Source organism: Bifidobacterium sp. M3-N-101, assembly GCF_023656805.1.
GTDB classification, from domain to species: domain Bacteria; phylum Actinomycetota; class Actinomycetes; order Actinomycetales; family Bifidobacteriaceae; genus Bifidobacterium; species Bifidobacterium breve.
The window spans coordinates 161580-173672 of the sequence record NZ_JAMOKQ010000004.1; the positions used below are offsets into that span (position 1 = coordinate 161580).

General features: G+C 57.1%; 9 protein-coding genes, 1 tRNA gene and 2 pseudogenes. 10 read left to right on the plus strand and 2 right to left on the minus strand.

All coding sequences use genetic code 11. The features are described 5' to 3' along the window. Positions 1 to 50 precede the first annotated feature (50 nt). From eno to NBH12_RS04360, 5 genes are all read left to right on the plus strand, one after another. On the plus strand, positions 51 to 1349 hold the full coding sequence (gene eno / locus NBH12_RS04340) for a phosphopyruvate hydratase (protein WP_003828875.1): 1299 nt from the start codon (positions 51 to 53) through the stop codon (positions 1347 to 1349). A 90-nt stretch (positions 1350 to 1439) separates the two neighbouring features. Next, complete coding sequence (locus NBH12_RS04345) at positions 1440 to 2024, plus strand: FtsB family cell division protein (protein WP_016463113.1); 585 nt, start codon at positions 1440 to 1442, stop codon at positions 2022 to 2024. Then, positions 2021 to 2587 carry a DUF501 domain-containing protein gene (locus NBH12_RS04350; RefSeq protein WP_003831223.1) on the plus strand — a complete coding sequence of 189 codons (567 nt, stop codon included), beginning with the start codon at positions 2021 to 2023 and terminating at the stop codon, positions 2585 to 2587. The genes NBH12_RS04345 and NBH12_RS04350 overlap by 4 nt, the downstream gene beginning before the upstream one ends. A gap of 58 nt (positions 2588 to 2645) precedes the next feature. Beyond that, positions 2646 to 3647: a Ppx/GppA phosphatase family protein gene (locus NBH12_RS04355; protein ID WP_015438652.1), complete on the plus strand. Its 1002-nt coding sequence runs from the start codon at positions 2646 to 2648 to the stop codon at positions 3645 to 3647. Positions 3648 to 3680: 33 nt separating this feature from the next. Then, positions 3681 to 3760, plus strand: a tRNA-Leu gene (locus tag NBH12_RS04360). Between the two features lie 173 nt (positions 3761 to 3933). Here the strand turns inward: NBH12_RS04360 and NBH12_RS04365 are convergent. Then, positions 3934 to 5151: pseudogene (locus tag NBH12_RS04365) on the minus strand (IS3 family transposase); the annotation flags it as partial. Positions 5152 to 5231: 80 nt separating this feature from the next. On the opposite strand from NBH12_RS04365, the pseudogene NBH12_RS04370 reads away from it, so the two are divergent. Beyond that, positions 5232 to 6186, plus strand: a pseudogene (locus NBH12_RS04370) (ISL3 family transposase); the annotation flags it as partial. A 400-nt stretch (positions 6187 to 6586) separates the two neighbouring features. Beyond that, positions 6587 to 7351, plus strand: a complete 765-nt coding sequence (locus NBH12_RS04375; protein WP_052789037.1) for a hypothetical protein — start codon at positions 6587 to 6589, stop codon at positions 7349 to 7351. 188 nt (positions 7352 to 7539) lie between these two features. On the opposite strand, the gene NBH12_RS04380 is transcribed toward NBH12_RS04375, so the two are convergent. After that, positions 7540 to 8094 carry a recombinase family protein gene (locus NBH12_RS04380; protein ID WP_437124132.1) on the minus strand — a complete coding sequence of 185 codons (555 nt, stop codon included), beginning with the start codon at positions 8092 to 8094 and terminating at the stop codon, positions 7540 to 7542. An 840-nt stretch (positions 8095 to 8934) separates the two neighbouring features. On the opposite strand from NBH12_RS04380, the gene NBH12_RS04385 reads away from it, so the two are divergent. The 3 genes from NBH12_RS04385 (at position 8935) to NBH12_RS04395 (ending at position 12065) form a co-directional block, all read left to right on the plus strand. Continuing rightward, positions 8935 to 10257, plus strand: a complete 1323-nt coding sequence (locus NBH12_RS04385) for an ABC transporter substrate-binding protein (RefSeq protein ID WP_052789038.1) — start codon at positions 8935 to 8937, stop codon at positions 10255 to 10257. A 142-nt stretch (positions 10258 to 10399) separates the two neighbouring features. Further along, the gene (locus NBH12_RS04390) at positions 10400 to 11230 is read left to right on the plus strand and encodes a carbohydrate ABC transporter permease (RefSeq protein ID WP_226790616.1); all 831 of its coding nucleotides are present in this window, start codon (positions 10400 to 10402) and stop codon (positions 11228 to 11230) included. Between the two features lie 4 nt (positions 11231 to 11234). Continuing rightward, the gene (locus NBH12_RS04395; protein WP_019727979.1) at positions 11235 to 12065 is read left to right on the plus strand and encodes a carbohydrate ABC transporter permease; all 831 of its coding nucleotides are present in this window, start codon (positions 11235 to 11237) and stop codon (positions 12063 to 12065) included. Positions 12066 to 12093: the final 28 nt, after the last annotated feature.

Sequence of the window (12093 nt, forward strand, 5' to 3'; positions counted from 1 at the left end):
CTACTCTTATGAATGTCATTCAAGATACACAACCGTTTTAAGGAGTAGTTGTGGCAGCAATTGAAAGCGTGTACGCACGTCAGATTCTGGATTCCCGTGGCAACCCGACCGTTGAGGTCTACCTGGAGACCGAAGACGGTGCTCAGGGTAAGGGTCTGGTTCCCTCCGGTGCTTCCACCGGTGAGGCCGAGGCTTGGGAGCGTCGCGATGGCGACAAGTCTGTCTACGGCGGCAAGGGTGTTCTCAACGCGGTCAAGGCCGTGAACGAGGTCATCGCTCCGAAGATCATCGGCATGGATGCCGCTGATCAGCGCGCCCTCGACGACCTGATGATCGAGCTCGACGGCACCCCGAACAAGGGCAAGCTGGGCGCCAACGCCATCCTCGGCGTTTCCCTGGCCGCTCTGTACGCCTCCGCTGAGTCCGCAGGCCTGCCGCTGTACCGCTACATCGGCGGCACCAACGGCCACATCCTGCCGGTCCCGAACATGAACATCATGAACGGTGGCGCTCACGCTGACTTCGCCACCGACATTCAGGAGTACATGATTTCCCCGTACGGCTTCGACACCTACTCCGAGGCTCTGCGCGCTGGCGTTGAGGTCTACCACACCCTGAAGAACGTCCTGAAGAAGGAAGGCCTGAACACCGGCCTCGGCGACGAGGGCGGCTTCGCCCCGAAGATGAAGTCCAACGAGGACTCCCTCAAGTACATCATGGACGCCATCTCCGCTGCCGGCTACGAGCCCGGCAAGCAGATCGGCATCTGCCTGGATGTCGCCTCCTCCGAGTTCTACAACAAGGAGACCGGCAAGTACCGCTTCGACGGTGAAGAGCGCGACTCCGCCTACATGCTCGACTACTACGAGAACCTCATCAACGAGTACCCGATCGTCTCCATCGAGGACCCGTTCAACGAGGAAGGCTGGGAAGACTGGGCTGCCATTACCGCTCGCCTCGGCGATCGTCTGCAGTTCGTCGGCGACGACCTGCTGGTCACCAACCCGGCTCGTCTGCAGAAGGCCATCGACCTCGGCGCCGCCAACTCCCTGCTGGTCAAGCTGAACCAGATCGGTTCCGTCACCGAGACCCTCGACGCCATCGAGCTGGCCACCGCCAATGGCTACACCTCCATGGTTTCCCACCGCTCCGGTGAGACCCCGGACACCACCATCTCCGACCTGGCTGTCGCTAAGAACACCCGCCAGATCAAGACCGGTGCCCCGGCCCGTGGCGAGCGCGTTGCCAAGTACAACCGCCTGCTCGAGATCGAGGAGGAGCTTGGCTCCACCGCTCAGTACGCCGGCTACAGCGCTTTCAAGGCCTGCAAGAAGTACCTGGCCAAGTGAATTGAAACGCCCGTAAAGGCGTGATATTCAGCGCAAGCTTGATGCCCGTCGCATTCGTCAAGTCGAATGCGACGGGTATTTTCGTGTGTCATGAGCAAGTCGTTCCGCGCCGGCAAGTCCGGTAAATCTGGCAAAGTCGGTAAACCCGGCAAAGCAACGGCCAGAAAGAAAAACAGTGCGGGACCAATCGCATTTTTCGTTTCCCTGTTTATCGTGGCTCTTGGTACCATTCAATTGGTTTCCACGTTTCACACCTATGCGCTGAACCTTGCCGAACTCAATGGCCTCAAACGAGAGGAAGCCTCGTTGGTGGCCAAAAAACAGGAATTGGAAAACGACATCAAACGTTGGGATGACAAAGCCTACGTCACCGCCCAAGCTCGTGAGCGTCTCGGCTTTGTGTTTCCCGGGGAGACCGCAGTTCATGTGCTTCATCCGGAAGCCGTGACCGGTAGCGAGGATTCCGAGTCTGATTCGTCCTCGTCCTCGGAATCCAACAAGAAAGTGCTGCCATGGTACAGCGAGCTCGCCTACTCGTTCAAGAAAGCCGACGAGCCTGTGTCTCAATCAAAAGATGACAGCTCGGGCGGCTCTGATTCCGGCAATACGCAGGATGAACAGAACAACACGCAAGACAGCAATCAGACCAACACAGGGGAGGGAACCCAGCAGTGACCATCGATATCGACGCCAAGGCCAAGGCTCTCGTTGACGCGATTCTTGCCGAACCCGCGACCGACCATGACATCGATGTGGTGCAACGCCAGCTTGGACGTTATCCGCGCGGCATGGTTGCTGTGGGTGCCCGATGCGTATGCGGGCGTCCGCTCGCCGTCATCACCCGGCCCGTGCTGCCCGGCGGCATACCATTTCCCACCACCTGCTACCTGACGGGGCCTGAGGCGGTCAAGGCCGCCTCCCACGTGGAAGCGGCCGGCATCATGCAGCAATACAACGACATGCTGGGCGCCGACGAGGAACTGCAGGCCGCCTATAGGCAGGCACATGAACTGTATCTGGCCTTCCGCCATGAACTGGCAACCCGTTTGGGCGACAGCGAGGAGCACATTGAGGGGACCTCGGCCGGCGGCATGCCTGTACGTGTCAAATGCCTGCATGCGCTACTGGCCCAATCGCTGGTCATGGGGCCGGGAGCCAATCCAATCGGAGACATGGTACTCGAACGAATCAAGGATGAGTTCGACCCCGCCCTCTGTCGCTGCTCGCTGGAGGACTGAGCAACGATTCCGCGCATGGCACGTGTGCCATTGTCCGTACAAGAAGAAGAGGAAAGCGATGAGCAAGGAATCCGTAACCGTTGCCGGTATTGATTGCGGCACGAACTCCATCCGATTGAAAGTCGCGCGCGTGGACGCCGACGGCATGCATGAAGTCGTACCCCGCATCCTGCGGGTAATCCGACTCGGTCAGGACGTGGACAAAACCCATCGTTTTGCCGGCGAAGCATTGGAACGCGCGTATGAAGCCGCCCGTGAGTTCGCCGGCGTACTCGCCGAGCATCCGGTCGACGGCCTGCGATTCGTGGCCACCTCTGCCACGCGCGATGCTGAGAATCGTGAGGAATTTGAGGATGGCATCGAGAGCATCCTTGGTGTCCGTCCTGAAGTCATTCCCGGTACCGAAGAAGCCGATCTCAGCTTCTTGGGTGCCACTTCCGTAGTCAACCGAGATGATTTGCCGGCACCCTATCTGGTGGTTGATTTGGGAGGCGGCTCCACTGAACTGGTGATCGGCGGTGATGGCGTGAACGCCCCCACCACACAGGTGCAGGGTGCATTTTCCATGAATATCGGATCCGTGCGCATGACCGAACGCCATCTCGTCACCGATCCTCCCACACAAGCGGAGATTGATGAGGCGATAGCCGATATCGACGAGCATATCGATGAGGCGTTCCGTACTGTGGACGCTGGCAAGGCACGTACCATCATCGGCGTGTCCGGTACGGTGACCACCATGACCGCCCTGGCCATGGGATTGAAGGAATACGATCACACCGTGGTCGATGGCCATCGACTGAGCCTTGAAGATGCGTACGCAGTGGATGACCGATTCCTGCGCATGACCCGAGCCGAACGCAGCGCATACAAGACCATTCATCCGGGCCGTATCGATGTGGTCGGTGGTGGTGCTGTGGTCTGGAGCCGCGTGCTCGCCAAAGTGAGCGAGGCGGCCCAAGCCGATCACGGCGAGGCCATCGACTCGTTCGTCGCGAGTGAACATGGTCTGCTGGATGGCATTGTGCTCGATTATGGGCGCCGTCTTCTCGCTCGGTAGCGTACAATAACTAAGCCGGTGAAAATCCGGCAGGCCTCCATGGCGAAATTGGTATACGCAGTCGACTTAAAATCGACCGCTTCGGCTTACGGGTTCGAGTCCCGTTGGAGGCACCCTCGCTAGACGGGGATGGTGCCGTTTTGTTGGACTCGTCATTGATTCCATCACCACCGATCATGCCATAAGACCGAGTCTGCGTCGACGGTCCATGATGCCCGTGTCCGGACTCCGTCTTGATCCTCTTGTCCCGGTACCGGACCATGTAGTCGTCGAGCATGTTGATGAATCCGTCCATCGAGACGCCCGCGAAGCTGCGTTTGTGGAAGAACTCCTGCCTGGGACGGCCGAGGAACCCCTCCGCGGCGGCGTTGTCCGGACTGCATCCCTTCGCGCCCGTCGAACGCGTCAGGTCGTCGTCCTTGCGGATGCGGATCCACCCGGGCCACCGGTAACGGCAGCCATGGTCGGAATGGATGATTGGTTTCTCTCCGTCCTTGAGCGTGGAGCACGCGTCGGCGAGCATGCCGTTGGCCAACGCCGAGTCCGGGCTCGTGCCGATCGTCCAGGCGACCGGCATGCCGTCATGGCAGTCGATCACGGGCGACGGGCAGGCCTTGCCCGCGGGGATCGAGAACTCCGTGAGGTCCGTGACCCACGGCATGTTCGGACGCTCGGCGTGGAAATCCCCGTCCGCCAGGTTCGCCGGGGCCTTGGTCAGCTCGCCCTTGTACGAGCCGTACCGCTTCGCGCTCTTGAACGACGGCTTGAGCCCGTTCTTCGTCATGAGCCTCATGATCCGTTTGGCCGATACCCTGATACCCATGCTTTCCGGCTCCAGGTGGATCCGCTTGTACCCGTAGCGGCGTTCGCTGTTCTCGAACGCCTCGCGCACGAGCTCCAGCAGCGGCGCGTCCTTGTCGGGGCGTTTCATGGCGTCGGGCTGGTAGTGGTACGTGCCGCGCGCGACGCCCACCGCGGGCAACAGGCTTCCGGCGGTCACGCCGAGCCTCTCACTGGTCTGTTTGACGAGGATCGTCTTCTCTCGGCTGGCCGGGTTTTCCGGGTCTGTGCCCGGCTCTTTTCCCAACAGCTCCAACGTGCCCTTCCGGATCGCGATCTCGATGTCGAGTTCCTTCTTCTCCCGCCGCTGCCGTTCGACGTCGGCGTCCAGTTCGTCCAGACGGGCCTGCAAGCGCGCGAGTCTGGCCTCCATGGACCCAGCGTGTCCGCCGGATCCGCCGTGTCCCGAGGCCCGGATGCGGACGTCGGCATGTTTCCCGACGCCATAGTCGCCACGCCGGCTTTCCTCTCTCCGGCCGTCGGGGGCTTCCTCCTGGGCGTCTCCGCCACGGGTGCGCTCCTCCTCGAGCCGGTCCGCGTACCACGACAGCAACGCGCCCTTGCCGGGATGGCCGAGCTCGCGGATCACGTCGGCGGCGCAGCGCTCGTATCTGACGTACAGGTCCACGGCCCTGCCGCGCTGCTCCCTGCCGTACCTTGCCATAAGGGGGTTCTCCTCCCGGTCGGGGAGTCCAAGAAAACGTCACCACCTCGAATCAATAATTCCTTATTGAACACAAACACGTGAGGACCGTGACGGTGCCGTGGTCGCGTCCGGGCAGTGGGTCCGCGCTCCTGTTCGAGGCGATGGTCGTGGAACTGGCGAAAAGCCAGCCGGTCGCGGACGTCGCCGTACAGGTCGGCGAGCACGACACCCGCCTGTGGCGCCTCATCCGCCATTACGTGGACGAGGCGATGCCGTACGGGGACTACACGGGCGTGGAGGCGATAAGCATCGACGAGACCAGCCGCGGGGGCCACGGGTGCATCACCGTGGCCCCCGACCTGACGGAGCGCAACGTGGTCTGCGTGACGCCGGGCAAGGACGCGCATACCGTCGAACGGTTCGCAAGGGATTTCATGGACCACAACGGCGACCCGGACCGCGTGCGGCTGGTCACGTGCGACATGAGCCGAGGATTCGCCAAGGGTATCCGCGAGCACCTGCCCAACGCCGCGAAGGTCATCGACAGGTTCCATGTCGTCAAGCACGCCAACAAAGCCGTCTACAAGGTGCACAAGGCGGAGGACCGGGAGAACGGCCTGCTGAAAAAGGACGAAGTACCTGTGGCCCAGGAACGAGTCGAACCTGACCGAACTCCAATTGGAGATCAAGCGCGGCCTGCGGAGGCATCGGCTCAAGACCGCCCGGGCCTGCCGGATGCGCGAGACCCTCCAGGACATCTACGACACCAGCGCGAACAGGACCGAGGCCGAAACGGGGCTCAAACGCCTGTGCTCGTGGATGATGCAATCGAGGCTGGAGCCCATGAAGGCCCTCGCCCGACAGCTCCGCCGCCATTGGGACGACATCCTGGCCTACTTCGACCACCGGCGCACCAACGCGGTCCTCGAGGGCCTGAACAGCATCATCCAGAACGTCAAGACCCGCGCGAGGGGCTTCAGGAACATGGACTATTTCAGCACGATGATCTACCTGACCTGCGGCAGACTCGACCTGCGAACCGTCGCCACCTGACCCGCTTTACCCACACCAAACAGCGAAAGGCCAGGAATACTTAGAAAATCTAAGGAAACCTCACCATCCGAGCTGAGACAGGAGAAGAAGAGATGCACCGCTGCAACGACTATTAGCAAGCATAATCGGACTAGCCTTAATTGCGGGGACAGCCGCCTGTGAGGGAAGCCAAGTAAAGGAAACAACAGAAGCCATCTCCTCTATTGGCAAAGTATCCCTCTCCTCTAAAAAGGCAATTGCGCTAGCAAGACAGAAATACGACACCCTATCCAGCGAAGACAAGCAGAAGGTCAGCAATGCCGGCACCTTGAAAAAGGCTAGCCGAAGATATGAAGGACTTATCAAGGAGCAGAGATGCGTCAAAAATCTGATTGATGCCTTCGACAAGAAAAATTCCGTAATGGAGGAAACAACCGGTTCCGCACAAAACTGGGCCAAGCAGACACTGCAGGCAGTTTCCGACGAAAAAGAAACCCTTTCAAATCACGATGCTTCCGAATTCGTAGACGCCTCGTTCAGGGAATTTTTCAAATCTTACGATTCTTCCCTACAGTCGCAGCAAGACGGTCTTGGCCGTTACCCTGACGACGCAGATGCCTATAACAGCAAATTTATCGATTCCGGGTTGAAGATACAGAACAAGCTGATAACAGAAGAAGCCAAGGAGTACGCGCTCGTAACGCTAGAGCAGACAAGCCAACAATTTCTAGGGAAAATGGATTCCTTGGGCAAAGCCGTGAAAATTGATACATCCAAGGGCCAAGTGGAAGTCACCGTCGAAGGTTTCGCAATTCGTCCAGAAGACACGGTCGCTTTGCAGCAGTTCGGAGAAGCCGGCGACGATCAAGAATGCGGATACCTCCTGTTGATCGTCAAAAATATTTCTCATCCCGTGTCCGATGACTATTCAGGTCATATAAGATTCGACGAAATCGGAACCATTTCAGACGAAGAAGGCGTTCAGCGCACAAGTTCCGACTCATCTTTGAAATATCCGGGATATGAGTGCGGTGGCGGCGCGGCATTCGGCGTATACCCGGGATCCGACATACAAATCGGTGAGACGAAACGTATAAGCATCCCTTATGTCGTGAACAAATCCACCAACACTGTTCGAGTCCAAATGAACGATGATTCGTTCCTCATTCTTCCAGTAGGAAGATAGACAATAGGCCAGTCCTCTCGCTCGGGGATCGGCCTTACAACTCTAAGCAAAAGTTTTCTGCTGGTTCTTCGATGCCCTGTCAGCTGAAATTGGCATCAATGCATTAGTTCTCGTCGAAGATGACAGTGAATAATGCCGATGGCATATTGTTGATTAAATTATTCGGCACTCTTGGAATAAAGCTCTCATCAATTCAAACAACGGTAGATGGTGGATCGTCCGACGCCCATCATCGCGGCAATCTGGTCCACCGTCACCGTCTTGGATTCGTACAGACGCCGCGCCTCTTTGACCTGCTTCTCGTCAAGTTTGGCGGGTCGTCCGCCCTTCCGCCCGCGGGCACGAGCGGCCTCGAGTCCGGCGCGCGTGCGTTCTCGGATTAAATCACGTTCGAACTGCGCGAGACTGCCGAAGATGTTGAATACGAGCGTGCCTCCTGGAGTGCTCGTATCGATCGACTCGGTCAGGGATCTGAACTGCATTCCCCTCTCGTCGAACGTGGTCATCAGGTCGACCAGGTTCTGCATGCTCCTTCCGAGACGGTCCAGCTTCCACACCACGACCATGTCGCCCTCGCGCAGGAGGTCGAGCATGTGGTCAAGCTCAGGACGATGGGCCTTCGCGCCGGAGGCCACGTCGGTGAAGATCCGGTCGCAGCCGGCTTTTTCGAGTGCGTCCTTCTGCAGGCTGGTGGTCTGGTCGTTGGTGGAGATCCTCGCGTATCCGTAAATCATGCTCGCCATGTGTCCGACCATGCCACTACCCGTCAATGGCATGGAGTTTCGGAACATTATTCGTCGGAGTGTCGTGGACACGGCGACCGATCCGCCATCCGTTCCGGAAACCTCCGTTTTAGGGAGTGGATCGAACCGCCCACATTGCGAAAAATCTTTCAGCCGGGAGCAGCAGACTAGAAAACATCATGATTCCGGTTATTCAATCGACATGGCTTACCGTTTTATGGCGTGACGGTCACCTCGGCACTGTTGGCATGCCAGTCACGCCAGAGCGTCCTCAGGCAAATGATGCACATATGAGGTCGTTCGAACCGCGGAACGATAGGTCACCCCCGTCCGGAATTCATTTTCGATGACAATGATGCGTTGGCGCAACACCAAGGACGATGGAGCGACGGATCCATGCGACGTTCGAGGAATCTCGTCTCGCCACTTCGGATTTCGGTCGAAGCTATTTGGGAAACACGGCCGCATACCAAACATGTACATGGAACATGTACGTCACATCAGAATCCGAAAACAAGCAAATTTCCCGACATCACCCTCAACCGAGGTGGAAACACGCGGAGAGAATGGCTATATGGAGCCAATTCTGCAGTCTTGAAAAGAAATATGTTATCCGGTTGACATATCGTTCGTTCGCAAGTATCATGAGAATCGTCAACGATGAACAGAGGAGATTCCAAACAAAGGTTATACGTTTAACGTTAACTTGTAGATTTATTCTTTTACGCTCGGACATTGCTGTGCGGCATAAAAGAATGTTAATCGGTTGAAATATCCCTTGTCCACGGAGACACAGGAGGAAATGCCTGTTTTGCGGGCATTGAATGGCGAAGGAGCATCATGAAAAAGAACGCGTTAATGACAGTGTTGTCGGCGACGGCGGCCGCGACGATGATCGTCGGAATGCTTGCCGGATGCGGAGGGAAAACCAGTGCCACGAAGGACGCCGACGGCGCCACCGTGATCAAATTCGGCATCAATGTGGCGAACCCGGCCAAGCAGGAGCCGGCAACGAACGCGATCGTCGAGGCCTTCAATAAAGAGAACAAAGGAAAATACAAAGTACAGTTCGAGGCGGCCGACACCGAATCGCATAACAAGAACATGAAACTGGAGGCGTCCGACGGAACGCTTCCCCAGGTGTTCTGGGTCGAGGGAAGCCAGGTCACCGGTTTCAACGAATCCGGGGTCCTGTTGGACCTCAAGGACTTCCTGAAGCAGAATCCGAATGTCAAAAAGGCCTTGAACGGTTCCGAGAAAGCGTTCCAGGACGACTCCGGGGTCCAGTACGGGCTGCCGTACCAGAGCAACGTGCAGGGCATTTTCTACAACAAGGAGTTGTTCGACAAGGCCGGTGTGGAATATCCGAACGACGACACGACATATGACGAGTTCATCCAGATGGTCGACAAGCTGAAGGCAAGCGGCGTCACCCCACTGGCCATCGGCAGCAAGAACAGTTCCTTCGCCATGTGGGAATTCAATCTGTGGCTGGCCAGATATGGATGGTCCGATTCCGTTCAGGACATCCTGAACGGAAAGCAGAAGTTCAACAATCCCGAATTGGTCAAGGCGTTCTCCAAGATACAGGGCCTGTCGAAAGCCGGAGCGTTCCCCGAGAACATGTCGACCATCGAGTACTTCGACGCGAAGCAGCAGTTCGATACCGGCAAGGCCGCAATGTTCGGCAGCGGCCAATGGGATTGCGCGGAGTTCGACAAGAATCTCGGAGACAAAATCGGATTCTGGTGGGGGCCGACCTTCAAGGATTCGAAAGCCGACCAGAAGCTCGACATGAAGGTCCCGTCCGCTCCGATTGCGGTGAGCGCTTCCGTGTCCGACAATGAAGATATCAAAAACGCGACTTATGCGTTCCTGAAGTTCTACTACAGCAAGGACGCAGCCGAACTGTCGTACGAAAACTCCATGTTCCCCGCGACTTCCTACGTCGGCCTCACCCCGGACTCCAAGCAATATTCGATGTCCGCCATGGCCGACGCCCTGTCCAACGGATATGAGTCGCCCGTCGCGGCACCTGACCTGACCGTCCCGTCCGCGGTCCAGCAGTCTCTGTACGACGGCCTGTTCGGAGTTATGCAGGGCACCTACACGCCACAGCAGGCCCTCACGAAAATGGATGAGGCCCTTGCGAACAGCAAGTGATTCGCCGGCCATCAATTAAATCAGCCAGCTGGGCTGGACCAGACACAAGAATCGCCCATCCGGCCCAGCGGCAATTGAAATTGAAAACAGAAAGTGTATTAGTATGCGTTGGCTCAGTAAGACACGCTATAAAATAGGCTTCTTGGTCCCGACACTCCTCGTCTATGTCGTGTTCATCATCCTGCCTATTTTCATCGCCATTGGCTACAGCTTCACCAGATATTCCGGCATCGGAAAAGCACGCTTCATCGGGCTGGATAATTACAAAAGGCTGTTCCACGATCAATTGTTCTGGAAATCACTGCAGAACACCGCGATAATCTTCGTATTGGCTTCGGTGCTGCTGCTCGTGCTCTCGTTCCTGCTCGCGCTTCTACTCAACAACAAGCTAAAGTTCGCGGACACCTCCAAGGCACTGGTCTTCTCCCCCGCGATCATCGCCCCCATCATCGTCGGCATCATCTGGGTCTACATCCTGGATCCGAAGATCGGCGTGATCAATAACATACTGCGTTCAATCGGCGCCGGATCGCTGGCGAAGCAATGGATCGGCGGCACCGTCCTTTCTCCATACAGCATGGCGATCATCTATTTCTGGCAGCAGCTCGGATACCTTACCACCATCTTCATCGCCGGACTCAAGATGATCCCGGAGGAGGTTCTCGAAGCGGTGAAGGTCGATGGCGCGAACGCGGTGCAGCGTGTCTTCTACGTGATCATCCCCATGATGCGTTCGTCCATCTCCACGGTGATTGTGCTGATCATCACCGGAATATTCAAAATCTTCGAAATCGTGCAGCAGACCACCGGCGGCGGTCCGAACCATATGTCCGAGACGCTGGTCACGTACAGCTACTCGATGACATTCCAAAGCAGTGAATACGGATACGGCATGTCCATCGCCACGGTCACGTTCCTGATTTCACTGGGTATCACTGGCATCTATTTCCTCTTCAGCAAGGAAAGGGGCTGAACCCATGCTATCCAAGAAGACAAAGACGGTTTTCTACGTGCTAATGGCGTTGATTACGCTAATCATGGTTTTCCCGTTCTTGTGGATGCTCATGATGTCCTTCAAGAGCAATTCCGAGATCATGTCGAATCCTCTGGCATGGCCCAAGGCGCTGGATTTTTCGAACTACGCCAACGCGCTGCACACGTTGAATTATCCGAGACTGTACGCGAACACGTTCATCGTATGTGCGATCTCGATCGTCATCGAGCTGACGATCACCTTCCTCAGTTCTTTTGCTCTGGCGAGGATGACGTACAAGCGCCCGGGTCTCTCCAAGGCAGTCTACGCCTTCCTGATCACCGGCCTATGCGTCTCGCCGTTCATTCTCCTGTTCCCGGTCTACAAGATCAACCTGTTCTTCGGCCTGAAAGAGCAATTCGCGCTCATATTCCCGTATGTGGCATCCTCCATTTCCTTCAACACACTGCTTTTCGTCGGCTATCTGAAGGCCCTGCCCGTCGAGATCGACGAAGCGGCCGTCATCGACGGATGCTCCATATGGGATCTGATGATCAAAATCATCCTGCCGATGACAAAACCCGTCATCGCGACGGTGGTCATCTTCAACGTCCTCTACATCTGGAACGAGTACCCGTTCGCATCCGTCATGCTGAGGCAGCAAAGCGCATACACCCTGTCGATGGGCGCGTCCTTCTTCAAGGGAACATACACGGTTGATTACGGCGGCATCGTCGCCTCGAGCGTGATGATCATAATCCCCGAGCTTATCTTCTACGGGCTGTTCCAGAAGAAGATCGTCGGCGGCATGGTCGCCGGCGCAGTCAAGGGCTAATAAAAACCAATAAAACAAAGGAGATTAC